Origin of the sequence: Nonomuraea sp. NPDC005650, assembly GCF_040605375.1 — a bacterium.
GTDB lineage: Bacteria > Actinomycetota > Actinomycetes > Streptosporangiales > Streptosporangiaceae > Nonomuraea.
Genome location: NZ_JBEXCR010000028.1, coordinates 127,720 through 150,986 on the forward strand (window position 1 = coordinate 127,720; position 23,267 = coordinate 150,986).

Below are 23,267 nucleotides of genomic sequence, written 5' to 3' on the forward strand. Positions count from 1 at the left end.
GTGCTCATCCAACCGGAAGCTCGGCGGACACCACGAACCCACCCGGCCCCGGCCCGACCCGCAGCGTGCCGCCGCAGGCGGTGACCCTCTCGCGCATGCCGACCAGCCCGTACCCCTCCCCACCGCGCGGCGCGGAGCCGCCGTCGTCGGCGACCTCCACCGACAGATCGTCGTCACGCCAGGCCAGGCGCACCGTCACGTGCTGCGCCCGCGAATGACGCAGCACGTTCGTCAGCGCCTCCTGCACCACGCGGTAGACCACCACGCCGACCTCGTCGAGGACGGGACGGGGGGCGCCCTCGTGAAGGAGCAGGACGTCCAGCCCGGTTCGCCTGATCCGTTCGACCAGTTGGGGCAGCGTGTCGAGCCCTGGCTCCTCGTCGCCGGAACGCAACGTGCCGAGCAGGCCGCGTAACTGCGCCAGAGCCCCGCGCCCGATGTCGCCGATGGCGTTGAACGCGCTCTCGGCCCGCGCGGGATCGGACCTGAGAACGACGGGCCCGGCCTCGGCCTGCACCACCATGAGCCCCACCGAGTGGGTCACGATGTCGTGCACGTCGCGGGCGATGCGGGCGCGCTCGTGGACGGCCGCGGCGTCGCGCTCCCGCGCCAGTCTGCGGGCGCGCTCCTCCGCCTCGGCGGCCTGGGCACGGCGGGCCCGCGCGCCGGTGCCGAGCGCGTACGCGGAGACCAGCGCCGTGGCCAGGTAGCGGTAGACCTGCGGTTCTTCGTGCGGCAAGGCCAGCGAGCCCAGCGCCGTCACGGCGATGATCGGCGCGGCCACCAGGCGCTGAGTCCTGGTCGCCAGTGAGGCCACGGTGTACACGGACACCAGCGGCCCGTACGGCAGCAGCGGCTTCACCCACATCACCATCGTGCTCATGGAGAGCCCGACCACGATGCCCGTCGTCATCGGCGCGGCCCGCCGCCAGTAGACCGGCACGGACGCCAGCAACGCCAGCGCGACCAGCCACCATTCGCGAGGGCTGGGCAGCAGCAGGGGCACCACGGTGGCCGCCGTGACGGCGACGGTGACGGCCAGATCGACCCGGCGGGGCGACAGGTCGCGCAGCCAGGAAGACGCAAGGGTGACCATTTCGCCGAGTGTAGATTCGACTTCGCTTCCGCACATCAGACTGACGGGTGATTGTGCAGGTCAGTCCCAGGACTGATGCGGGATGCCGCGGTCAACCTCATCGCCAGGACCCGAGACGGCAGCCGCCTCCGCAAACGCCGTCCCTGTCGAGGCCCCTGCCAATCTGGAAGCTGTTCGGTTGCACTTGGCCCTGGGGCGGGTCTTGCGTTTGGGTCTTTGGTGGGGTTTTGCTCCAACCCGCGCCCTTTACAATGTAGATCTCCTAGAAGGAGGCGCCCCGCAGGCGCCAAGGCCTCGATCTCGCCGATCTGAAGTAGCGCGGGCAAAGGGCTCGCACCCGAAGCCCCTCGTGAGTCGACCGCGAAGACACCGGTCCACCCCCAGGTGCAGGGCAACCGTCCTCGGGGTCTGCTGAACACCCCTTTCGTTGCTCCGCAAACTCGCGGGGCATGCCCGCGTTTGCAGCCGGACCGCCCAGGACTTACCTCACCGGCCGGTTCGCCAAAGGTGCCCCGGCTCGCGAAGCGCCTGCGGGCGGCTCGTCGCGAGCTCAGCAGCCAGACCCTGGAAGGCCCACTCAAAATCACCGCGCTACAGGGCCTTTCGACATCACTGAGCCCGCCTCGTGTCCCGTTCCCGATTCCCCACCACGCCGGCCGGCCGAAAACCCGGTGCGGACCGTCGGTGGGGTGATGTGTGATCGGGAGCATGGCGATTGTGTTGCGTGAGCCGGGAGTCGACGGGCTGAGCAAGGTTGTGAGCGTGCTGCGGGAGTGGCAGTACGACGGGGCGCCGATGCAACTGCATCCGGGGGACCTGGGCTGGTTCTGGCGGTTCGGTGCGAAGGCGACGGCTGCGGCGGTCCGGACGTGGAGCCGGGACGGACAGATTCTCGCCGTCGGGCTGCTGGACCGTCCCGAGTTGTTGCGGCTGACGATCGCGCGAGACGCTCAGCAGGACGAGGAGCTGGCGCGGCAACTGGTCGAGGACATGACCGACCCGGAGCGCGGCGTACTGATCGCGAAGAAGGTGTACGTCGAGGCGCCGGCGGGCGCACTGGTCCAAGATCTGCTGTTCAAGGACGGCTGGAACACCGACGAGCCGTGGACGCCGCTGCGCCGCGACCTCACGGAGCCGGTGAAGGAGCCAGGCGTGCGGATCGAGGTGATCGGGCCGGAGCAGGCGCACGTGCGGACCGCCTTACAGCGGGCGTCGTTCGACGGGTCGACGTTCGCGGACGAGCGCTGGCACGCGATGGCGGCTGGATCGCCGTACGCCGACGCCCGGTGTCTGGTCGCGTACGACGACCAGGGCAACGCGGTGGCGGCGGTGACGGTGTGGTCGGCCGGTCCGGGTAAGCCCGGGTTGCTCGAGCCGATGGGCGTGCACCGGGAACATCGCGGTCGCGGCTACGGCGGGGCGATCACCGTCGCCGCGGCGGCCGCACTCCAGGAGCTGGGCTCGTCGAGCGCGATCGTCTGCACCCCGAGCTCCAATGTCGGCGCCGTCGCCACCTACAAGTCAGCCGGCTTCCGACAGCTCCCCGAGATCCGGGACCTGTACCGGGACGCCTAAAGGTAACGATGGCCGCGAGTGGTTCCGCGAGGCCCGCGTCCGGCCGTTGGAGGAGCGCGTTCGCCCAGGTCGCCGTTCGCCGGCACCGGAGCAGGCCGCCGAGGCGGTCGAGCTGCGGGGCGGCGGGGTCATGGTCAGTCGAGCGGGACGCCTGTGTGGCTCTCCAGGACTTCGATGAGGTGAGCCTGGAACTCTTCGTCCTGCGCTGCGGGGTGTGGTGTCTGCGCCTGCTGGTGGTACCAGTAGCCGCCGGTGCCCGGGGTCACGTCGCGGTGGGTGACCAGCCACACTTGGGTCTGGTGCCCGGCGGTCAGGTCATCCGGTGCTCCGGCGCCGCCCATCCGCGTGGCGACCCACCCGGGGTCGACGGCATGGCTGGAGGTTCCTGCCCACCGGGACGCGACCGCGAGCGCGAGGGTGGTGACCCACAGTTTGCTGTCGCTGTAGGAGCCGGTGCCGGCGGTCAGCCGTCGCAGGTCGGTGGAGCCGGCTCGGTGCATGGAGCTGCTGAGGTAGATGAGCCTGGCCGGTTTTTCCAGCAGGGCAGTCAGGATGTAGGGCGCGACGGTGTTGACGGTGATCGCTTCGGGAGAGTTCATGGTGCCGGCGTTGTGGATGACGGCGTCGAAGCGGCCGAACCTGGACGTTTGCCGGGCAACGCCGCGGATCTCGTCCAGCTCGGCAAAATCCCCCATGACGACGCCTTTCCAACGGGCGGCGTCACCTGCGGCGGCGAGACGGGCCTGGTTGCGGACATGGACGACCACGTCGTGCCCGTCATCGGCCAACGCGTTCGCCGTGTTGTACCCGAGCCCGGTGGATGCCCCGGTGACCAGAATCAGTGCCATGTCAGTCATCTTTCCGTCTGCGCGGTTATGGGTGCGGCGAAGTGGTCGGGGCTGCCTGCCGCTTGCCGAGGTCGTGCCCAGAAATGGCCTGCTCGGACCACGACCCGCCGTCGCGAGATCGAGCCTCACCGGCGGCTCCGCACTTGAGTACGCACCACGCGGGGCAATGACGGTGCTATTAGCAGAGCGATCGGGCGGGGATGCCGGGGCCTGCCGCGGCAGGGCGGGAGGCCGCGTCGGTTACGGCCGGAGCAGCGGTGCTCGTTCACAACCCGATCGCCGTTGGCCGACATGGTCGACTGCCGGTTCCCAATGCGTCAGCTTGGGCAACAGGGGCCCGCGGGTGGAGGCCGGCCGGCATCACAGGAGGCTTCGATTGGGCAACGACCTTGGACGTGCCCGCACCGAATCAGGCGGAGCACGCCGTCGCCGTCGGCCAACCTGCTACGCCTCAATAGGTCCCTGCGGAGACGTCCGCAGGGACCTATTGATGACCTGGCACTATCTCGTCACGCCTCAGGGCTCGACGAGGCCGACCGCGAACGAGTAGTCGTCCAGGGTGAACTGAGTGATGCCCGTGATCCGCAGGGCCTGCACCCGGACGGTGTAGGTGCCCGCGCCCAGGGAGGGGGAGAAACGCTCGAGGGCGTGCGCCTCCTCGGCGCCACCGGGGCTGTCGAACCTGTAGTCCGTGCTCGTGACCGGCTGCAGCTCAGTGGTCGTCCCCGCGGAGTTGATCACGACGATGCGTACGGAGCACCACGCACTGGCGTCGCCGACGCAGATGGACTCGGCGGTGAAACGGGCGTCGACGAATCGCGTCGTGCCCGAGGGCACGGTGACGTTGACAGACGCCGTCGGGATGTTCCCCCAGCTCCCGAACGTCTGGGCGGTCCAGGGGCTGCTCTCCCCGGTGAAAGACTGCGCGCTGGTCTGCGTGCCGGTCTGGGAGCTGGACACGGCGTCGGCGGCCGTGACCGTCAGCACGATGGCGCCGCACAGCGCCGCGGCGAACGCGGCCTTGATGAGTCTGGGCAACGGGATTCCTCTCTGCTCGCGCGAAGCCGTGCGCTCCGCGACGGGTCGCTCCTGGAACCACGCTGACGAGAACCCCGTGACCGGTGAAGCCCTGCCGAATCATCCGTACAAGTCCGTACACGCACCGACGACGTCAACAACCTTACGAACTGTCGAGCGCCGTGGGCTCTGAGCGGGTCCGCGCCCGCCACCGTCAAGGCAGAGGGACGGGCGACCGGGTCAGGCCGGATGGGTGGTCCAGCCGCGCAGCGTGGCGAGGATTGCCGGTCGGAAGGTGCTCTCGGCCGTGGCGGTGTCGAGCGCCCCGGCCAGTTCGAGGGTCACGAGTCCGTGCAGGGTCGCCCAGAGCGACAGGGCGATGGAGGTCGCGTCGCCGGTGAGCACGGACGCCGACAGGGCGCGATCGATCGCCTCGATGAGCGGCCGGACGGGGTCGGCGGCGCCCACCTCGCCGGACGGGTCGAAGCGTTGCACGCCACCGAACAGCACCGTGTAGAGGTGGCTGTGCTCGCGTCCCCATCGCCGGTAGGCGACGGCGAGCGCGTAGAGGTCGGTGAGGGGGTCGTCGGAGGACGGCACCGCCGACAGGTTCAGGAACAGCCCGGCGACCGCCCTGCCGCGCACCTCGGCGATCAGCGCGTCCTTGCCGTCGAACAGTGAGTACACCGCCGCGGTCGAGGTCCCGGCGGCGGCGGCCAGGCCGCGGATGGTGATCAACTCCCGTGGACGGGTGGCGAACATCTCCGTCGCGGACACGATGAGCCGGTCCTTCACGGTGTCGTCGTTGGTCCTCGGCCTTCCCATGACGACCAGCTTAGTCCAACTGCTAACGTTGTTTTGAAACAGCGTTTGGAAACTATCGCAAGGACTGTGATGCCGAATCTTCTCCGCTTCACCGGGCGCCTGATCCTGGCCGCGGCTGCCGTCGCGGGATTGGCCGGCGGGTTTCTCGTACTGGTCGTCCTGACCGACGGGGCGCGCTCGGGGATCGCCGCGTGGCTGGTCACCCTCGCCGCCGGAACCGCCGCCGCGCTGTGGCGGGGCCGCCGTCGTGCCTGGTCCGCCCGGCTCAAAGCGTTCCTGCCGGTGGTCGTCGCCGCCGCGCTGACGGCGTCGGTCTGCGTTCCCAGCGTGCCCACCGAGCGGCGGTATCCGCCCGATCTGCCGTTCGTGGCGACTCAACGATGGGACCTGGCCACGGGAAGCCGGGTCGCGGTCTACCACTACCCGCCCGCCCCCGGCGCCGCCCGGCACCCCAGGCCCCTCGTGTACCTGCACGGCGGGCCCGTCCGCGGCATCTCCGTGCTCGATCATCGGTTCCTGCAGCTCCTGGCACGACAGGGCCACGACGTGTACGCCTACGAACACGCCGGCGCCGGACGAAGCGGACTGCTCCCGATGAGCCAGTACACGATCTCCCGATCCGTCAGCGACCTCGCCGCCTTCGTCGACCGCCTGGACCAGGGCCCGGTCGACGTCCTCGGCTTCTCCGCCGGCGCGGTCGTGCTCACCCGGGCCCTGGCCGCCCCGCGCGTCGCCGCCCGCGTGCACCGGGCGATCATCGCCGAGCCCGGCCCGATGGACGGCCCCACCGCGCAGGTCGGCGGCCACCAGGGACGAGCCTCGGCACGCGGCCTCGCACCGGCCATGACCGGGCCACGCGCGACGCGCATCCCCCGCTACGCAGTCGCCCTCGGCCTCATCCAGCTCGGGCTCCTCGCCCCCGACACCGGCCTGATCAGCCAGGCCGAAGGCGTGAACGCCTTCAAGGCCGCCGATCTCGGCGGCGACACCGCCTCCGCCTACTGCGCGCGGGACGCACACCGCATCCCCACCGAGGACACCGCGCGGAACTTCTCCTTCAGCCCCGCCGCGAGCCTGCGCATCCAGCAGACGATCAAGGACTCAGCCTCCATCGCCCCCCAGCTGAAGCGCTCCCGGACCCCCGCGATGCTGATGATCGCCGAGTGCTCGTCACAGGTCCGTCAATGGGCCACCGCCATCCTGGCCGACGATCCCGCCATCCAGCGCACCCAGTACATGGCCGGCGTAGGACACCGCATGTGGAACGGCCTCGACGACAACAACGAACGAGCCGCCGCCGTCATCACCGCGTTCCTGCAGGGCAGGCCGGCGCCCCTGCGCGACTACCCGACCCGCGCCGACATCCCCACGTTCCTCTCTGAGCACAAGTGACGCTCGGCCGCGGCCGTTCTGGCAGGCGAGCAGGTCCAAGGCCAAGGCGAACGTCGGTGCCACGGCCTCCGGCCACCACCGGGCAGGCGCAGATCGGGAGGCCGTCGCCATGGATCCAGGGCAGGTGGAGTGGCAGCGCGGCAGGCAACCGGGGTTGATGCGCCCGGCGAACGGCCTGCCGAAGCCGGGCTCCCGATCGGGACCGGGAGCCCGCACCGGTTACGCCGGCACTCGCTCCACCGGGATCCACAGCTCGGCCTCGGCCTGGGTCCCGTCGTCGGACAACCGGGTGGCGGAGATCTCCGGACCCGGTCGGCTGCGGTAGGGGTTGGCGGGAAACCACTGGGTGTACACGTCCCGCCACAGGTGCTGCAGCGCCTGCGGGAAGGCGCCGGAGATCTCGAACACGGCCCACGTACCCGCCGGGACGGCGAGCGTGTCCAGGTCGTGGGAGGTCTCTCCGCCCGTCACCACGCCGACCCAGTAGTCGAGCTCCACCCCTTCCTCGCGGCTGTCCGGCAGGTTGTCGCTCACGTTGACGATGCCGCGCGGCTCCTGGTCCGACAGTCGCTCGATGCGGTCGAGCGTCTCTTGGCCGACGCTGCGGACGAAGGCGACGATGGCCGGGTTCATCCCCTCGTGCACCAATGACACCCGCGCCTTACGCCCCGCCAGGGTGAATGCCTGCTTCTCCACGATCCGATATCGCATAGTGCTGTTCCCTTCGACAATGAGGCGGAAGGACATGCGTGGCTGGGAGCGCAGCGCCGTGCCGGAGCGCCGGGCCTCGCCCGGCCCCACGCCGTGAACGGCGCGGAACGCGCGCGCGAACGCCTCGCCGGAGCCGTAACCGTGCCGGATCGCGATGTCGAGCAGCGATTCCGAGCCGCCGATCACCTCCGCGCCCGCGATGGTGAGCCGCCGGCGCCGGATGTACTCCGAGAGCGGCATCCCGGCCAGCGCGGAGAACAGCCGCCGGAAGTGGTACTCCGACGTGACCGCGACCCGCGCCAGCTCGGCGCCCTCGATCTGGCGGTCGAGGTTGCGCTCGATGTACTCCAAGGCCGCGTTGAGCCCTTCCAGCACGCTTCCAACCTTCCTTCCTTGCTTGCCTCACCACCGTAGGAACGAACCATGGTGCCGTACCCGACAATTCATGCCCGATCCGGTCAGGTGCGAGCTCGCGCTCGGCTTTCGCCCCGGCCCTCTACGCAGCAGTTCAGGTCAGCGTTGGAGCTCGCCCGGCGAGGATGTCCGCGCGGGCGAGTTGCACCTGGCGGGCCTTGCGGGCGGCGTACCGCAGCACCGGGCCCAGCGTCGCGTGCACCGTCAGCACGTCCTCGACCGCGGTCCCCACGCCGTCTTCGGCCAGCCCGAACCGGTAGCCGAGTCGCACCCCGCCGGGGCTGTCCACCTCGCCCTCGATGCCCTCCTCGGTGGCGCGTAACGTCACCTCGATCAGGTTGTCGTACGTCACGAAGCCGAGGAAGCGGAACCGCTCCACGGCCACGAACCGGGTCTCGCCGGGCTCTCGGCGCACGTCGCGCACCGCTACCACGAGCGGCGACAAACCCACGTAGTTCGACGGCTCGCCGAGGTGCGCGAGCACCGCGGACGGCGGAGCGGGGACGTGAAAAGCGTGGCGGAGCGTGGTGCCCGGCATGGTTGACCTCACAGTCGTTGAGAGCTGCAACCGAGTATGACGCCGAGTCCGCTGCCGGCCGGCGTGTGGCGGTGCGGCGGGGTGTGTGTTCAGGCGGGCAGGGCCGCCGCGGCCGCGGTGAGGGCCGCGTGGGCGTCAGGGAGGGGTTCGCCGTGACCGACGCAGGCCAGCTGTACGTCGACCCCGGCGAGCCTGCGGAAGGAGGCGAGCAACTCCGCGCGGTCCAGGTTGAACACCCCGGGCATGACCTGCCCGTTGACGTGCGCGACCGTGTCTCCGGTGAAGAGCACCCCGAACCGCGGCAGGTGAACCGCGATGCTGCCGTCGGTGTGCCCGGGAGTGTGGATCACATGCGCGCCACCACCGAAATCGATCATGTCACCGTCCTCCAGCTCACGGTCCACGCGGCACGAGGGCGCGGCGGGCAGCAGGTGGGCCCCGAGGTCGCGGTGCAGGATGCGCTCCTCGTCGGTGAAGCAGGGCGAAGGTGCGGGCTTCTCGCCGCGGATGACGGGCGCTTCCAGCCGGTGGGCCAGTACGGTGACGTCTCCCCATCCGCTGATCTCGGCGGCCCCGCCGCTGTGGTCCTCGTGGAAATGGGTGAGCACGACGTGCCTGACGTCGCTCTTGCGGTGGCCCAGTCGCTCGATCGCCGCCGCGAGGTCCCTGCCGGAGGTGGCGACGCCGGTGTCGACCAGCGTGAGCGCGCCCGCGTCGTTCCAGAGGTACGCCTGGCCGAACTCCAGCAGGATCAGCTGCAACTCAGGACGAACTTCCACGATCTTCATCTCATGCCCCCTTCGGTGAGAGACCAGCAAACTCGCAGGCGGCCCGTGGTGTCCAACATCGATCTGCGGTGGATTGACAACCAACGGTTTTCAATCCACCCTCGAGGCGTGGAGGCTGACATCGAGGGCCTGCGCGCGTTCGTCGTCACCGCGGAGGAGCTGCACTTCGGCCGGGCCGGCGCGAGGCTGTTCATCAGCCAGCAGGCGCTGTCGAAGCGCATTCGCCGGTTGGAAGAGGCGCTGACGGTGCCGTTGTTCGAGCGGACCACCCGCGCCGTGGAGCTGACCGAGGCGGGTGAGCGGCTGCTGCCCCGGGCACGTGAGGCGGTCTCCGCGTTCGACCGGGCGATCCAGGCGGTCCGCCCGGCGAACGAGCCGCTGCGGGTGGACGTGTACGACGAGCGGTTCACCCCGCTGCGGATGGTGCGCCAGGCGAGTGAGCGCGACTCTCGCGTACGGATCGAGCTGAGCATGCGGCAGGGGCTGTCCGTGGCGCTGCCGGCCCTGCGGCGGCAGGAGCTCGACGCCGCGTTCGGGCGCGTGCACGACACGCCCGCGCCCTGGCCGGCCGAGCTGGCGTACCGGCTGGTGCGGCTGGAGCCGCTGCACGCGTTCGTGCCCGAGGATCACCGCCTGGCCGCCAGGGACGTGCTGCGCCCGGCCGACCTGCGCGAGGCGGGCATCGCGATGCCCGACCCGGCGGGCGCGGCGGAGTGGCGTGGCTATCTCGTACGGCTGGCTGACCGGTTGGGCGTGCCGTTGCGCTTCAACGCTCCGGCCATCGGCCAGCGGCATCTCGTGGAGCAGTTCCTGGCGGAGAAGAACGCGGTGGGGCTGGGCGAGATGAGCATCGACCCGGCCGGGAGCGGCCTGCGGCGCATCCCGATCGTCGAGCCGACGCCGCTGATGCCCTGGTCGATCGTCTGGCATCGGCGCAACCCCCGGCCGCTGCTGCGGGCGCTCCTGCGGCACCTGCGGCCGTGCCCGCTTCCCGCCCCCTCCGACCCTGGGGCATGGGTGCCCGAGATCGACCTGACCCCTTTGGGCCGATGAGTTCGGGCGGCGGATCGGGTCTACCCCGGCATGACTCGCATCATCGCCGACATCTCGGTCTCCCTCGACGGCTTCGTCACCGGGCCCGGCCCCGGCCCGGACAACGGCCTGGGCACCGGCGGGGAGGCCCTGCACACCTGGGCGTTCTCCGACGACCCCGACGACCGCCGGATCCTGCGCGAGGCGACCGCCCGCTCGGGCGCCGTCGTGCTCGGCCGCCGGCTCTTCGACGTGGTCGACGGGCCGCACGGCTGGGACGACACGTCCGGCTACGGCGCCGGCGAGGTCGCCAAGCCCGCGTTCGTCGTCGTGACGAGCTCGCCGCCGGAGTCGGTGCGGCTCACCGACCTCGACTGGACCTTCGTCACCACCGGCCTGCCCGACGCCGTCTCCGCCGCACGCGAGCGCGCCGAGGCGGCCTCGTCGCGCAGCGGCAAGGACCTCGACGTCGTCCTCATGGGCGGCGGCGCCACGATCGGCTCCGCGCTCGCCGCCGGGCTGGTCGACGAGCTGACGCTGCACCTCTCGCCCGTCGTGCTGGGCGCCGGAACGCCGCTGTTCACCGGCGGAACGCCGCGCACGCTGGTGCAGCGGAGCGTGACCCCGACCTCGACCGCGACACACCTGACCTACGACGTCCGCTGACGGCGGCGTCACGGAAGTTCACATCGAGCGTCCGGGTCCGGTCCGGCTCACCACGGGAGTGGGCTCAGGAGGGTGAGACGGGTGCCGTCGCGCCGGGCCCGCCCGACGAGGTGGAGGCGGCGAGGTCGAGGAGGGTCATCGCGTCGTGGTCAGGGCTGCCGGGCGGCGCCATGTAGACGATGAGGCGCTGGCCCTGTGCGCGGTTCAGGGACAGGCCCTCGTGCGAGAGCGTCATCGTGCCGACCTCCGGGTGCCGGAGCGTCTTCTCGCCGTCGCCGATCGTGCGTACCTCGTACCGCTCCCAGAGCCGGTTGAAGTCGGGGCTCTTGACGATCAGCTCACCCACGAGTGAGGCGAGATCCGGGGCATCCGGGTCGGTACCGGCGATCGCCCGGAGCTGGGCGACGCATCCCTTGGCCTTCCGTTCCCAGTCCGTCCACAGCTCGCGGGCGGCCGGGTGCAGGAAGGTGTAGCGGACAGTGTTCCGCTGTCGCTCCGGCCAGTCGGTGATGCCGTGGAGCAGCCGCAACCCGCCGGGATTGGCCGCCAGCAGGTCGTTGGTGCGGCTCACGACGTACGCCGGGTTGGGCCGGAGCGTCTCCAGAAGCTGCCTGACGGTCGGACGGACCCGCTGCGACGGCAGGGGGCGGGGCTCGGGCGCGCGCCGCGCCGCCCGAGCCGCCAGCTCGCGCAGGAAGCCGCGCTCGTCCTCGTTGAGGCGGAGCGCGTCGGCCAGCGCCTCGACCACGGAGGGGCTCGGACGGGTCTCCTTGCCGCGTTCCAGACGTACGTAGTAGTCGATGCTCACACCGGCCAGCGCCGCCAGCTCCTCGCGGCGCAGACCCGGTGTGCGGCGCGTGCCGGTCCCGGCGGGCAGCCCGACGTCCGCCGGGCGGATGCCGCCACGGCGAGCCCGTAGAAACTTCCCGAACTCGGTCATGTCGTCATTGTGCCAGCGGGTTATCACCGGTCCGGCCCGTAGCCAGGCCCTGTCACACCCCCTGTGGCGCACCCCGGGAGACCACGGTCTGCCTGGCCGTCGCGTTCCTCACCAGCCTGGACGCATGACCACTCCCGCACCGGCCCGCGCGCCGCAGGACGCCCGGCGACGCCCGGCCACGCCGAAGCTGATCCTCGCGACCACGTTCATGGGCATCTTTCTCCTCAACCTCGACGCCATGGCGATGAACGTCGCGCTGCCCGGGATCGGGCGGGCCTTCGGCGCCGGCACGGCGGGACTGCAATGGATCGTGGACGCCTACACGCTGATGTTCGCCGCGCTCCTGCTTTCCGCGGGTGCGCTCTCCGACCGCATCGGGGCGAGCCGCGCGTTCGGCACCGGCGTCGCGGCCTTCACGCTCGCCTCGGCGGCCTGCGCGCTGGCGCCGGGGCTGGGCGAGCTGATCGCCGCCCGCCTGGTACAAGGGAGCGCGGCGGCGATCATGCTGCCCTCCTCGCTGGCCCTCGTCCGGCAGGCCTTCCCGGACGCGGCCGAACGGGCCCGGGCCATCGCGCTGTGGACGGTCAGCGGAGCCGTCGCGATCGCCGCCGGCCCGGTGGTCGGCGGGGTGCTGTCCAGCACACTGAGCTGGCGGGCGATCTTCGTCGTCAACCTGCCCGTCGGCATCGCCACCCTCGCCGTACTGACCCGCGCGGAGCGCTCGCCGCGCCGTGCCACGCCGCTCGATCCGTACGGCCAGCTCACGGCGATCGTCGCGCTCGCGGCGCTCACCTTCGGGGTGATCGACGGAGGGGAGCACGGCTTCGGCGAGCCCGTGGTGCTGGGCTGCCTGGGGCTCGCCGCGGTGGCGGCGGCCGCGTTCATCATGATCGAGGCGCGTACCGCCGCGCCGATGGTCCCGCTCGACCTCTTCCGTTCGCGTACGGTGAAGGTCTCGGTCGTGATCGGCTTCGTCGTCAATGCCGCGTTCTACGGGCTGGTGTTCGTGCTGAGCCTGTTCTTCCAGGACGTTCTGAACCTGTCCGTCATGGCCGCGGGGCTGACGTTCCTGCCGATGATGGCCGTGATCGCCGTGGCCAACCTGGCCTCGGCCAGGGCCGCGGCACGCTTCGGGCCGCGGGTGCCGATCGCCGTGGGGCAGGCGGTCTTCGCGCTGGCGCTGTTCGGCCTGCTCTGGATGGACGCGGGGACCGGCAGAGCGGTGATCGCGGCGATGCTCATCCCGATCGGCCTCGGCCTGGGTTTCGCCGTGCCGTCCCTGACCGCCGTCCTGCTGAACGACATCGCCGCGCACCGGGCCGGAATGGCCGCCGGGGTCCTGAACTCCTTCCGGCAGACGGGCGGCGCGCTCGCCGTGGCCGTCTGCGGAGCCTTGGTCGCGGACCGGGGTGAGTTCATCGTCGATCTGCGGGTCGCGTTGTGCGTCGCGGCCGTGATGCTGGCGGCCACGACGGCCGCGGCCCTCACGCTGCCGCGCGGCCGCGGCTGACGGGGGGCTTGACCTTGCCCTGAAGGGCAAGGTTTAGGGTTCTTCAAGGAGAGTGCCTGATGACCGATTACACGAGCCTGCCCGCCGGACTGCCCGTCCCCGAGGACGACGGCGCGGCCACCCACCTGCCCGGCACGGAGATGCCGCATCTGGAACTGCGCGACAGCGGCGGCACGACAGCCCACCTCGACGCGCTCGGCGCGGGCCGGACGGTGATCTACATCTACCCGCTCACCGGCCGCCCCGGCACCGACCTGCCCGACGCCTGGGACTCGATCCCCGGCGCACGCGGCTGCACCCCCGAGTCATGCGGCTTCCGCGACCACTATCAGGACCTGCTCGCCGCCGGCGCGGTCGGCGTGTTCGGCCTGTCGAGCCAGGACCCTGACTATCAGCGGGAGGCCGTCGAGCGGCTTCACCTGCCGTTTCAGATGCTCTCCGACCCTGCGCGGAGCCTGGCCCGGGCACTGGAGCTGCCCACGTTCGAGACCGGCGGGCTGACGCTGTACAAGCGGCTGACTCTGATCATCCGCGACGGTGTGATCGAGCACGTCTTCTATCCGATCTTCCCGCCGGGCGAGCATGCCGGTGAGGTCCTGGCCTGGCTGCGCGGCAACCCTCTGTAGCGGTCGGCGTGGATCAGGCGGTGGCCGAAGCCGAGATGGTCGAGGCCGGCGGCGATGCGCGGGCGGATCGAGATCGTTTCCGGCACAATCGAGGTGGTCCTGTCCGGGGGCACAGCCGTGCCGAGACTGCTGGGGGAGATCATGGGGTGTCAGGCCTGCACGCCTGGAGCGGGCAGCGGCCGACAGGCTCTGCATGACGGTGTCGCCCTGTTCACCCAGTACATGAGCGCGGAGCGGATCGGCGCCATCGCCTACGACGGCGCCGATCCCGCCGATGACCCGCAATGGCGACTGTCGGGAGCACGTACCCGGGCCGAGTACGCCCTGTGGTGCCGGCACTGCTGTGGCATGGCCTGTCTGCAGATGGTTCTCGACCACCGCGACGGGCACGCCCCGCCTCTGCTGGAGCTCCTGCACGGCTGCCGCGCCTACGGCGGCTACGTCGAAAACGCCGATGGCCAGATCAAGGGCCTGTACTACGCCCCGTTCGCCGACTACGTGCGCGCCGAGCACCGCCTGCACGCGGACGTGCACCCGCACCTGGCCGCCGCCGAACTCCCCGGCCTGCTCGCCGACGGGCACCTGGTGATGGCCTCGGTCCATTGGGAGATCCGCCGGCCCGACCTGCCGGCACCCGGCCGGGGCGGGCACCTGGTCCTCATCACCGGCCACGAACACGGCCTGATCCACCTGCACAACCCCTCCGGCCACACCCCCGGGGCCCGCCGCGCCAGCCTGCCCATGGACGTGTTCGAGTCGTTCTTCGCCGGCCGCGGCATCGCCCTGCGCATGCGCTAGATGGATCACCGTGGCGGCCCGGGTCGACGTACGGCCGAGGTTCGTCGAGGCTACGGGGCGGGCATCGGGTTTGCCCTCCATCGGTCGAGGTGGGCACCGATGAACTCGCCCATCGACGTGGGCTCGCGTCCGGTGATCTGCTTCACCGCCGGGGAGAGCTCGCCGAAGCCACCGTGCCGGACGCGTCGGTAGAGATCGTCGAGAAGGTCCGCGGTCCAGGGGTCGAGGCCGTGGAGAGTGTCCTCCGGGGCCGGGTCCTCGGCGCGGACCCGGTGGCCGAGGCGCGCGGAGAGCTCCCGCGCGACGGACGCGACCGGAACCGGCTCAGGACCAGTGATCGTGTAGGCCCGGCCGTGGTGATCCTCCGGCGCGCGGAGCACGGCCACGGCGACGTCGGCGATGTCGCGCGCGTCCACCCACGCGATCGGGGCACCGCCCGAGGGCAGGCTCAGGACGCGGTCGTCCCGGATGGCGTCGCGGTAGAACCGGGGATCGGTCAGGACCTGGTGGAACCAGGACGGACGGAGCAGCGTCCAGGAAGCGGCCCGGGTGACGACCGCGTCCTCCACCCGGCGCACCCAGTGGTCCGGCGAGAGGGTTTCTGCGCCCTGCTCGGACAGCAGGACGACCTGCGCGTCCGGGTTCGCCTCGACCGCGCCGGCGACGAGTTCGGGGGCGGCGGGAAGGTCGGGGCGCATCAGGTAGATCGCGTCCACGCCGGCGACCGCCTCGCGCCAGGTCGCCGGGTCATGCCAGTCGAACCGGACCTGAGCGGTCCCGGCGGTCGTCGTACCAGCAGGTTGGGACGACCCGGCGCGGACGAGGACCCCCGAGCGGCGCAGCCGGGCGGCCACCTCGCGTCCCGTCTTGCCCCGGGCTCCGGTCACCAGCACCGTGCGGGTCATGCCTGCTCCTTGAGCCGGACGACGGCCTTGCCGATCGTGGGCGCTCCGCTGTGCAGCAGGCCCAGCAGGGCTTCGGGCACCCGCTCGATGCCGTCCAGCACCGTCTGCCGGTGGACGATCTCGGCCGAACGCACCCAGGACCCCACCTCGGCGCGGAAGGCGGGCAGCTGGTCCTGGTGGTCGGTGACCAGGAAACCGCGAGCGGTCGCCCGCTTGGTGACCAGCTGGTACAGGCTCCGCACGCCGTACGGCTCCCGGCCGTCGTACTGACTGGCCATCCCGCACAGCGCCAGCCGGGCGCCGACCCGCAGCCGGTCGATCGCGGCCTCCAACTGCTCGCCGCCGACGTTGTCGAAGACCACGTCGATGCCGTCCGGCGCGGCCTGTGCGAGGTGCTCGCCGACCGCGCCGCCGTGATAGTCGAAGGCGGTGTCGAAACCGAGGTCGTCCACCAGATGGCGCACCTTGGCGGGCGAGCCCGCGCTGCCGATCACCCGCCCGGCTCCCCGCAGCCTGGCGATCTGCCCGGCGATGCTTCCGACCGCCCCGGCCGCCCCGGTGACGAACACCGTGTCGCCGGGTCGTACCGACGCCACCTGGGTGATGCCCAGCCATGCGGTCAGGCCCGTCACGCCGAGCACGCCGAGATGGGCTTCGGCGGACAGATCGCCGGTGTCGATCGGGACGACCGAGGCGGCATCGATTACGGTGGCCTCGCGCAGCCCCAGGAAGTGCTCGACCACCTGGCCCGGCTTGACGCCGTCCGCGCGGGACTCGACGACCACGCCGACCGCTCCCCCCTCCAGCGGCGCGTTCAACGGGAACGGCGGGATGTAGGACGGGCGGTCGTCCATCCGGCCACGCATGTACGGGTCGACCGACAGGTGTGTGTTACGAACCAGGACCTGGCCGGGCCGCAATTCGGGAATCTGGGCTTCGACCAGCGCGAAGTCGCCGGCCGACGCCTGTGCTCGCGGTCGTCGCGTCAGGTGCCACTCCCGCGCCCGTCCCTTGCTGGTGACCGTCATCGGAACGCCTTTCCATAGATACTTGAGTCAATCAAGTACCTACCTTGGCACACATACTTGAGTGCATCAAGTTCTTGGTAGAGTGGTCCCATGGCCGCACCCTCGGGGCCCGTCACCGCGTCGACCGATGCCGAACGGGCGATGTTCGACTTCGTCGACGCCTACGACCGCGCGTACGAGACCGCCGCCCTGGAGCACGGGCTGAGCGTGGCGCAGGCCTGTGTGCTCGGACGGCTCACCCGGCAGATCGGGATGCGGGAGCTGGCCGACGAGATCGGCTGCGACGCGTCCAACATCACCCAGATCATCCGCAGGCTCGAGGCGCGCGATCTCGTCCGCCGCCACCTCCACCCCGACGACCGCCGCTCCCGGCAGATCGTCCGGACCCCCGACGGCACCGCCCTCTACGCCGCCTTCGAGAAGTCCTTCGAGTTCGCCCGCGCCGCCATCGCCAACCTGAGCGCCCGCGAACAGGACCAACTGGCCGCCCTGCTCCGCAAGGCCCTCGACAACGGGACACGGGGACCGAACGGCTGACCCTTCTCGGGGGCGAGCAATCCCAGGAAGGCACTCATCTTCGCCGAATCGGGCGTCGTGTATCCGACGCTGATCGAAGTCGAGGGTGGTAACTGATGACCAGCATCAGCGGCCGTTCCTCCGGCGAGACGCAGCGGGCCGCCCTGAGTTTGGTCTAGATCACTGCAACGGGTCTGGCATACGATCCGGGTGCCTCCAAGCCGGTAGGGAGCCGCCCGTGTTGAGCCGCCGCGACGCCATGCGCGCCATGACCCTCTCCACCTTCGCCGCCCCGGTCCTCACCTCAGCTCCGACTTCAGCTCCGATCTCAACGGGCGACCCGTGGAAGCGGGCCGATCGCATCGCGGCGCGGGTGCGCGGGCCGAAGTTCCCGCGTCGCCGCTTCGACATCCGGGACTTCGGCGCGGCCGGGGACGGGGTCACGGACTGCACGGCGGCCATCCGCTCCGCGATCAGGGCGTGTCACGAGGTGGGCGGCGGGCATGTGGACGTGCCGGAGGGGCGGTTCACGACCGGCGCCGTCCACCTGCTGAGCAACGTCGACCTGCACGTCGGCGCCGGTGCCAGGCTGCTGTTCAGCACCGACCCGAAGGCGTACCTCCCGCTGGTGCCGACCAGGTTCGAGGGTGTCGAGCTGCTCAACTACTCCCCTCTGATCTACGCCTACGGCCAGCGCGACATCGCCGTGACCGGGTCCGGCGTGCTCGACGGGCAGGCGGACAACGATCACTGGTGGCCGTGGAAGGGATCGGGCAGCTACGGCTGGGAGCCGGGCGAGCCGCACCAGGCCGAGGCGAGGGCCGCGCTGTTCGCCCAGGCCGAGCAGGGGGTGCCGGTCAAGCAGCGGGTGTACGGCGAGGGCGGCTACCTGCGGCCGTCCTTCATCCAGCCATATCGGTGCCGCAACGTGCTGATCGAGGGCGTCACGGTCGTCAACTCGCCGATGTGGGAGATCCACCCCGTACTGTCGCAGAACGTACTGGTCCAGAACGTCACGGTCGACACGCACGGCCCGAACAACGACGGCTGCAACCCCGAGTCCAGCCGGATGGTGGTGATCCGCGGCTGCACGTTCGACACCGGCGACGACTGCGTCGCGATCAAGTCGGGACGCAACGCCGACGGCCGCCGGGTGAACGTCCCCAGCGAGCACATCCTCGTCGAGGGCTGCACGTTCCGCGACGGGCACGGCGGCATGACGATCGGCAGCGAGATGTCCGGCGGCGTGCGCGAGGTCTTCATCAGGGACTGCGCGATGTCCAGCCCCAACCTCGACATCGCGCTGCGGTTCAAGACGAACTCCGTGCGCGGCGGCTTCATCGAGGGCTTCTACGCCAGGGACATCGAGATCGGCCAGGTCGGCGGCTCGGTCATCGACATCAACTTCTACTACGAGGAGGGGCCGGGGCACGGGTTCAACCCCACCGTGGGCACGATCGACGTGCGGGACATGACCGTGGTGACCGCGAAACGGCCCCTCAACCTGCGCGGGTACGCCGACGCGCCGATCCGCGGGGTCACGCTGAGCGACGTGGACTTCGGCGCCGCCGCGACGCCGAGCGTGGTCGAGCACGTCGAGAACCTGGTACTCAAGAACGTCCTCGCCAACGGCGAACCCCTGATCCTGTCCTGACCGGCCAGGTTCTCAGCCGCCCAAGGGGGACCCCCTGCCCGTCCGGCCCGGGTGTGATGGGACGCCGGCAGACGTACGTCCGCGCGGGCGGCAGATTCCGCCAGACGGTCCTGGTCGTCAGCACCTCGTCGAAGGACGCGCCGAGCCGCCGCCGGAACCGCTTGCCCGGCCCGAACGGGGTCCCGGTCAGGTACGCGATCGTGGTGAAGCTCCCGCCCGGCGCCAGCACTCTGGCGACCGCCTCGATGATCCGCCCCTGCGTCCGTTCGGGGATGAGCGTCCACGGCAACGCGCTCACCACCGCGTCCACCTGCCCCGCGCCGATCCGCGAGTCCAGCTCGGCGGCGTCCAGGTGCAGCACCTCCAGCCACGGCCTGGTCGCCACCAGGTGATCGACCATCTCCCGGTCGACCTCGACGGCGACGTACCGCGCGTCCCGCGGCAGGCGCGACCTGATGAGGCCGCTCACCGCGCCGGTCCCGGGCCCCAGCTCCAGCACGGTCGGCGCGCCCCTCCTCGGAACCACCTCGGCCAGCTGCGCGGCCAGCATCTCGGACGTGGGCGCGAACGCGCCGATCACCGCGGGCCTGCGCACGGCCGCCTTCAGGAAGGCACACAGATCTGCTTTCATGATCATAATCTAGAAACGAGATGCGGCCGTCGGATCCTGCCTGACGCCGATCTTCGCCCTCCTGCCGCCGGCCGGACCGCACCGGCCCATGAGCCGAGCGACCTCCTCCTCAAGGGCGACCGCCGCTCGCGCGGGCACTCCCGCGCGGGCGGCGGTCCGCCCCGATCAGCCGGGCGGTATGGGTCAGGAGACGGGTTCGATCCACACGTTGCGGAAGCGGGGATTCTCGCCCGCGTCCCCGTGGTCCTGGAGGCGGATCCCGCCCGATGCCGCGCTCTCCGGGATGTTGTCACCCGTGCCGCCGTCGATGGCCACGTCGTCGTGCACCACCACGCCGTTCCAGACGACCGTCACCCGCGCGTTGTCGGTCTTCACTCCCGCGCCGGTGTAGCGGGCCGCGCGGAAGGTGATCTCGTAGGTCTGCCACGTCCCCGAGGCGGTGGCCATGTTGCGGTCGGGCGCGCGCTTGGAGTAGATCGCGCCCGCCTCGTTGGCCGCCGGTGTGGTGTCACCGAACGACTCCAGGACCTGCACCTCGTAGCGTTCCTGGAGGAAGACGCCGCTGTTGCCGCGCTGCTGCCCGGTCACGTCCGGCGGGTAGTCCGGCTCGTACCACTCGACGTGGAGCTTGAAGTCGCCGAACGTCTGCCGGGTGCGGATGTCGCCGCCGTAGGACTCCACGGAGCCGTTCGCGATCGGCCAGGTCGCCGCCCCGCCGGCCCGTTTCTCCCACGCCGCCAGGCTGGACCCGTCGAACAGCGTGATCCGCTGCGCCTTCGACACGGTGATGTGGTCGAGGCTGAGCTGTCCCGCGTCGCCGGAGTCGTACCTGTAGGCGATTCTGTTCGAGCCCCGCTTCAGGTCGAGCGGCTCGGTCTGGACGGCCCAGCCGTCGGTGGCGGCCAGCCGCACCTGCCTGACCTTGTCGCCGTTGACGTACACGCTCACCGACGTGCCGGTGTCGGCCGCGTAGCGGAGCCCGACGTTGTGCGGGCCGGGTGAGTCCGTCCGCACGGTGAACGACGTGCTCGCGCCCGCGGTCGTGTAGCCGTCGACGAAGCCCTTGCCGGTGTAGCCCTGACGGTTCGTGCTCACCTTCGCGCCACCGCGCAGCGCGGCGTCCTCCGCCTCGAGCACCGGTCGCGCGGCCACGGTGATGGAGTCCAGGTTGACGTGGCCCGTGTCGCCGCTGTCGTAGATGTAGGCGATGGTGTTGGCGCCCGCCTTCAACGCGAGCGGTTCGACCCGCGTGGCCCACAGGTCCCACGTTTCCGTAGAGGGCAGCGGCACCTGCCTGATCTTGGTCCCGTTGACGTAGACGCTCAGCGACTTGGTGCCGGGCGCGGGGTTCGGGCCGTTGGAGTAGCGCAGGCCCACGTGGTACGTGCCGGCCTCGGCCGCCCGCACGGCGAACTGCGTGGTCGCTCCCGCGGTCTGGTAGCTGTCGACGAAGCCGCTGCCCGAATAGCTGCGATGGTCGGTGTTCAGCTTCGCGCCGCCGCTGTGTGAGGCGCTCTCCGCCTCGTACGTGGTGTCGGTCGCCGGCCCGCCGACCAGCGAGTTGAGCGTGTACCAGGCTTCGGTGCTCCACAGCGGCTGCCCCGAGGCCGAGCTGAACGGGCGCGGTGACCGCAGGTGCACCACGCGCCCCGCCTTGAGACCGGCGATCTTGAGGGTGACCTTCTTCCCGCCGGAGGTCAGCTTGGCAGAGGTGACGGTCAGCGGCTCCTCATCGACCTTGGGGCCGCCGTAGGTGGAGGATGCGGCGTACCGCCATTGGGTGGCCTGGTACCTGGCCGCCAGGGACGCGGCGGTCTCCGCCGACAGCGGCTGGGTGTACTCCAGCTCGAAGCCGCCCTCGATCGCGCGCATCTTCAGGATGTCGAACGCCTTGTCATCGCCGGGCGTCAGCTTCTGCAGGCCGTAGGTGAGCTTGCCCGGCTGGCCCCAGTTTCCGCCCGCGCCGAGACCTCCGGCGTAGATGGCGCCGTCAGGCCCCAGGCTGATCCGGTTGACCCCGGCTTCGAGTCCCTGCGTGAGGCGGAAGACCGCGCCCTGGTACTCGCCGTTGACCTTCTCGAGGTAGGCCCGCTGGATCCCGCCGTAGGTGACGTCGCCGAACAGCAGCTGCCCCGCGAACCTGCCACGCCTCATGACCAGCGGGGTGCTGGGAGAGTTGGCGATCTCGTTGTGCGGCAGCCAGAGCACCGGCGAGCTCACCGGGTTGTCGTCGAACGGGCCGTCGGGGTTGGTGTAGTGGTTGAAGAACCGGTCCTTCTTGATGTGCACCAGTTTCGAGGCCGGCAGCCAGCCGCCCTGGTTGTCCGTGACGAACAGGTCGTCCTCCGGGCCCCAGCCGAGCCCGTTGGGCGTGCGCAGACCTCCGGCGATGTACTCGACCTTGCCGGTGGCCTTGTTGACCTTGATGGTCGTGCCCCTGTCCCGCGCCGGCTGCGGGTCGGTGGTGGCGCCGCCGTAGTTGATGGCGACGGAGAGGTTGAGGTAGAAGTTGCCGCCACGGTAGAGCAGCCCGAACGCGAACTCGTGGAAGTTGCCGCCGAACGGCCAGGTCGCCACGGTCCTGAGGTTGTCGGCGACCTCGTCGCCGTCGGTGTCGTTCAGCTCCACCAGCCGGGACTTCTCCGACACGTAGAGTTTGCCGTCCACGTACTTGATGCCCATGGGCTCCTGCAGCCCGCCGGCGATCTTCTTGGCGGTCACCCGCGCGGGCGAGGTCTTGCCTGTGACGTTGTCGAGCAGGTAGACCTCGCCGAGTTTGGTTTCCGAGCCGCCCCACGTGGCGATCGCCAACCGGTCGTCGGGCAGCCAGTCCATCGCGGTCACCTGCGGCTGGAAACCCTCCGGCCGCAGGTCGGTGAGGGTGAAGTCAGGGTGTACCGCGTTCAGCGGCAGCCCGTCGCCGGGAGAGTCGGCGCCGCTCTCGCACTCCTTGCGCCCGGGGGCGGTGACCCGCACGACGTCCGCGTCCGTGCTCAGCACCGAGTTCGGCACGAGGACGAACCCCGAGGCGCCGGGCGGCTTCCACTCCAGCTTGAGCTGCTGGCCGTACAGGTGCTCGAAGTGGTCGATGCGCAGCGCGTGGTAGCCGGCGGTCAAGGTGATCATGCCGTCCACGGCGATCGGCGCGTGCCGCCCGTCATTGGTGATCACGACGGTGTCGTCGATGCGCAGCCGGGAGCCGTCGTCGCTGGTGAGCCGGAATTCGTACGAGCCCGCGGCGGGGATCGCGATGTTGCCGACGGCCTCGGTCACGAACATGTCGACCAGGCCGAAGTCGGCGTCGGAGGTCCAGTCGATCGTGGGCATCAGCTTGTCCACGTTGGGTGTCTGACCGGCCTTGAGCGTGCAGAGCTTGGACAGTTCGACCTGGACGTCGTAGGTGCGCAGGGTGATGCCCGGCTCCTGCGGTGGCACCGCGGCACGCGCTTGAACCGGTACGGCGAGGCATGAGAGTGCGGTGAGCAGTAAGACGGATAAAAGGGGTAATTTCCGCATGGCCCATCCCATCTCGGTGAGGGTGCCACGTCCGGCGTGGCGTGGGGGTACGACTCCGCCGGGGACATCTGTGGTCCATCGGCGGATGACGGGTCTCATTCGCTGGAACATGCATGGGTTAACGCCGCTCTGCGCCGTAATATAAAGCGAGATCTTCGACTTGCCCATACCCTTTCGCCAAAAATCGAAGAAAGCCCTGACATGTCGGGGCGGAAGGCCGAGCGTCCCGTGCGCTTCGACG

21 protein-coding genes are annotated in these 23,267 nt (G+C 70.5%); 9 read left to right on the forward strand and 12 right to left on the reverse strand.

All coding sequences use genetic code 11. The annotated features are described in order from the left end of the window. Nucleotides 1-4 precede the first annotated feature (4 nt). Nucleotides 5-1,096 (reverse strand): histidine kinase, encoded by a 1,092-nt coding sequence (locus tag ABZS69_RS40730; RefSeq protein WP_355381728.1) that lies wholly within the window; start codon nucleotides 1,094-1,096, stop codon nucleotides 5-7. 708 nt (nucleotides 1,097-1,804) lie between these two features. Here ABZS69_RS40730 and ABZS69_RS40735 point away from each other — a divergent pair. Beyond that, a complete protein-coding gene (locus ABZS69_RS40735) occupies nucleotides 1,805-2,671 on the forward strand; it encodes a GNAT family N-acetyltransferase (protein ID WP_355381730.1) in 867 nt (288 codons plus the stop codon). 134 nt (nucleotides 2,672-2,805) lie between these two features. On the opposite strand, the gene ABZS69_RS40740 is transcribed toward ABZS69_RS40735, so the two are convergent. The 3 genes from ABZS69_RS40740 to ABZS69_RS40750 all read right to left on the reverse strand — a co-directional run bounded on the left by ABZS69_RS40740 (nucleotide 2,806) and on the right by ABZS69_RS40750 (nucleotide 5,361). Next, entirely contained in the window at nucleotides 2,806-3,648 is an 843-nt protein-coding gene (locus tag ABZS69_RS40740) for an SDR family NAD(P)-dependent oxidoreductase (protein WP_355381732.1), read from the reverse strand. A 387-nt stretch (nucleotides 3,649-4,035) separates the two neighbouring features. After that, nucleotides 4,036-4,557, reverse strand: coding sequence for a hypothetical protein (locus tag ABZS69_RS40745; RefSeq protein WP_355381734.1), 522 nt, complete (start codon nucleotides 4,555-4,557; stop codon nucleotides 4,036-4,038). A gap of 219 nt (nucleotides 4,558-4,776) precedes the next feature. After that, entirely contained in the window at nucleotides 4,777-5,361 is a 585-nt protein-coding gene (locus tag ABZS69_RS40750) for a TetR/AcrR family transcriptional regulator (protein WP_355381735.1), read from the reverse strand. Nucleotides 5,362-5,430: 69 nt separating this feature from the next. On the opposite strand from ABZS69_RS40750, the gene ABZS69_RS40755 reads away from it, so the two are divergent. Further along, entirely contained in the window at nucleotides 5,431-6,753 is a 1,323-nt protein-coding gene (locus ABZS69_RS40755) for an alpha/beta hydrolase (RefSeq protein WP_355381737.1), read from the forward strand. A gap of 219 nt (nucleotides 6,754-6,972) precedes the next feature. On the opposite strand, the gene ABZS69_RS40760 is transcribed toward ABZS69_RS40755, so the two are convergent. From ABZS69_RS40760 to ABZS69_RS40770, 3 genes are all read right to left on the reverse strand, one after another. Further along, nucleotides 6,973-7,839, reverse strand: coding sequence for an AraC family transcriptional regulator (locus ABZS69_RS40760; RefSeq protein WP_355381739.1), 867 nt, complete (start codon nucleotides 7,837-7,839; stop codon nucleotides 6,973-6,975). Nucleotides 7,840-7,972: 133 nt separating this feature from the next. Further along, the gene (locus ABZS69_RS40765) at nucleotides 7,973-8,416 is read right to left on the reverse strand and encodes an SRPBCC family protein (RefSeq protein ID WP_355381741.1); all 444 of its coding nucleotides are present in this window, start codon (nucleotides 8,414-8,416) and stop codon (nucleotides 7,973-7,975) included. 89 nt (nucleotides 8,417-8,505) lie between these two features. Next, nucleotides 8,506-9,204, reverse strand: coding sequence for an MBL fold metallo-hydrolase (locus ABZS69_RS40770; protein ID WP_355381743.1), 699 nt, complete (start codon nucleotides 9,202-9,204; stop codon nucleotides 8,506-8,508). Nucleotides 9,205-9,312: 108 nt separating this feature from the next. Here ABZS69_RS40770 and ABZS69_RS40775 point away from each other — a divergent pair, with 108 nt between their 5' ends. Together ABZS69_RS40775 and ABZS69_RS40780 are read left to right on the forward strand one after the other, a co-directional pair. Further along, on the forward strand, nucleotides 9,313-10,257 hold the full coding sequence (locus tag ABZS69_RS40775) for a LysR family transcriptional regulator (RefSeq protein ID WP_355381745.1): 945 nt from the start codon (nucleotides 9,313-9,315) through the stop codon (nucleotides 10,255-10,257). A gap of 30 nt (nucleotides 10,258-10,287) precedes the next feature. After that, a complete protein-coding gene (locus tag ABZS69_RS40780; protein WP_355381747.1) occupies nucleotides 10,288-10,902 on the forward strand; it encodes a dihydrofolate reductase family protein in 615 nt (204 codons plus the stop codon). Nucleotides 10,903-10,966: 64 nt separating this feature from the next. Here ABZS69_RS40780 and ABZS69_RS40785 read toward each other — a convergent pair whose 3' ends face one another. Next, entirely contained in the window at nucleotides 10,967-11,842 is an 876-nt protein-coding gene (locus ABZS69_RS40785) for a helix-turn-helix transcriptional regulator (RefSeq protein ID WP_355381749.1), read from the reverse strand. Nucleotides 11,843-11,966: 124 nt separating this feature from the next. Here ABZS69_RS40785 and ABZS69_RS40790 point away from each other — a divergent pair, with 124 nt between their 5' ends. From ABZS69_RS40790 to ABZS69_RS40800, 3 genes are all read left to right on the forward strand, one after another. After that, entirely contained in the window at nucleotides 11,967-13,352 is a 1,386-nt protein-coding gene (locus ABZS69_RS40790) for an MFS transporter (RefSeq protein WP_355381751.1), read from the forward strand. A 59-nt stretch (nucleotides 13,353-13,411) separates the two neighbouring features. Beyond that, nucleotides 13,412-13,978 (forward strand): peroxiredoxin, encoded by a 567-nt coding sequence (locus tag ABZS69_RS40795; protein WP_355381753.1) that lies wholly within the window; start codon nucleotides 13,412-13,414, stop codon nucleotides 13,976-13,978. Nucleotides 13,979-14,095: 117 nt separating this feature from the next. Continuing rightward, nucleotides 14,096-14,776 (forward strand): peptidase, encoded by a 681-nt coding sequence (locus ABZS69_RS40800; RefSeq protein ID WP_355381755.1) that lies wholly within the window; start codon nucleotides 14,096-14,098, stop codon nucleotides 14,774-14,776. Between the two features lie 50 nt (nucleotides 14,777-14,826). Here the strand turns inward: ABZS69_RS40800 and ABZS69_RS40805 are convergent, their stop codons facing one another. Both ABZS69_RS40805 and ABZS69_RS40810 read right to left on the reverse strand, forming a co-directional pair. Continuing rightward, nucleotides 14,827-15,681: an NAD(P)H-binding protein gene (locus ABZS69_RS40805; RefSeq protein ID WP_355381757.1), complete on the reverse strand. Its 855-nt coding sequence runs from the start codon at nucleotides 15,679-15,681 to the stop codon at nucleotides 14,827-14,829. Continuing rightward, the gene (locus tag ABZS69_RS40810) at nucleotides 15,678-16,709 is read right to left on the reverse strand and encodes an NADP-dependent oxidoreductase (RefSeq protein ID WP_355381759.1); all 1,032 of its coding nucleotides are present in this window, start codon (nucleotides 16,707-16,709) and stop codon (nucleotides 15,678-15,680) included. The genes ABZS69_RS40805 and ABZS69_RS40810 overlap by 4 nt, the downstream gene beginning before the upstream one ends. A 90-nt stretch (nucleotides 16,710-16,799) precedes the next feature. Between ABZS69_RS40810 and ABZS69_RS40815 the strand changes: the two genes are divergently transcribed. Continuing rightward, nucleotides 16,800-17,246: a MarR family transcriptional regulator gene (locus ABZS69_RS40815; protein ID WP_355381761.1), complete on the forward strand. Its 447-nt coding sequence runs from the start codon at nucleotides 16,800-16,802 to the stop codon at nucleotides 17,244-17,246. 217 nt (nucleotides 17,247-17,463) lie between these two features. Further along, entirely contained in the window at nucleotides 17,464-18,879 is a 1,416-nt protein-coding gene (locus ABZS69_RS40820) for a glycoside hydrolase family 28 protein (protein WP_355381763.1), read from the forward strand. Here ABZS69_RS40820 and ABZS69_RS40825 read toward each other — a convergent pair. Both ABZS69_RS40825 and ABZS69_RS40830 read right to left on the reverse strand, forming a co-directional pair. Continuing rightward, a complete protein-coding gene (locus tag ABZS69_RS40825; RefSeq protein ID WP_355381765.1) occupies nucleotides 18,836-19,510 on the reverse strand; it encodes a methyltransferase domain-containing protein in 675 nt (224 codons plus the stop codon). The genes ABZS69_RS40820 and ABZS69_RS40825 overlap by 44 nt on opposite strands. Nucleotides 19,511-19,693: 183 nt before the next feature. Continuing rightward, a complete protein-coding gene (locus ABZS69_RS40830; RefSeq protein ID WP_355381767.1) occupies nucleotides 19,694-22,945 on the reverse strand; it encodes a family 16 glycoside hydrolase in 3,252 nt (1,083 codons plus the stop codon). Between the last annotated feature and the right edge of the window lie 322 nt (nucleotides 22,946-23,267).

Excerpts from the sequence above, each read along its gene's own strand:
- ABZS69_RS40730 (WP_355381728.1), bottom strand. The coding sequence starts at position 1,096 with ATGGTCACCCTTGCGTCTTCCTGGCTGCGCGACCTGTCGCCCCGCCGG.
- ABZS69_RS40735 (WP_355381730.1), top strand. The coding sequence starts at position 1,805 with ATGGCGATTGTGTTGCGTGAGCCGGGAGTCGACGGGCTGAGCAAGGTT.
- ABZS69_RS40750 (WP_355381735.1), bottom strand. The coding sequence starts at position 5,361 with ATGGGAAGGCCGAGGACCAACGACGACACCGTGAAGGACCGGCTCATC.
- ABZS69_RS40755 (WP_355381737.1), top strand. The coding sequence starts at position 5,431 with ATGCCGAATCTTCTCCGCTTCACCGGGCGCCTGATCCTGGCCGCGGCT.
- ABZS69_RS40765 (WP_355381741.1), bottom strand. The coding sequence starts at position 8,416 with ATGCCGGGCACCACGCTCCGCCACGCTTTTCACGTCCCCGCTCCGCCG.
- ABZS69_RS40770 (WP_355381743.1), bottom strand. The coding sequence starts at position 9,204 with ATGAAGATCGTGGAAGTTCGTCCTGAGTTGCAGCTGATCCTGCTGGAG.
- ABZS69_RS40780 (WP_355381747.1), top strand. The coding sequence starts at position 10,288 with ATGACTCGCATCATCGCCGACATCTCGGTCTCCCTCGACGGCTTCGTC.
- ABZS69_RS40785 (WP_355381749.1), bottom strand. The coding sequence starts at position 11,842 with ATGACCGAGTTCGGGAAGTTTCTACGGGCTCGCCGTGGCGGCATCCGC.
- ABZS69_RS40790 (WP_355381751.1), top strand. The coding sequence starts at position 11,967 with ATGACCACTCCCGCACCGGCCCGCGCGCCGCAGGACGCCCGGCGACGC.
- ABZS69_RS40795 (WP_355381753.1), top strand. The coding sequence starts at position 13,412 with ATGACCGATTACACGAGCCTGCCCGCCGGACTGCCCGTCCCCGAGGAC.
- ABZS69_RS40805 (WP_355381757.1), bottom strand. The coding sequence starts at position 15,681 with ATGACCCGCACGGTGCTGGTGACCGGAGCCCGGGGCAAGACGGGACGC.
- ABZS69_RS40810 (WP_355381759.1), bottom strand. The coding sequence starts at position 16,709 with ATGACGGTCACCAGCAAGGGACGGGCGCGGGAGTGGCACCTGACGCGA.
- ABZS69_RS40815 (WP_355381761.1), top strand. The coding sequence starts at position 16,800 with ATGGCCGCACCCTCGGGGCCCGTCACCGCGTCGACCGATGCCGAACGG.
- ABZS69_RS40825 (WP_355381765.1), bottom strand. The coding sequence starts at position 19,510 with ATGAAAGCAGATCTGTGTGCCTTCCTGAAGGCGGCCGTGCGCAGGCCC.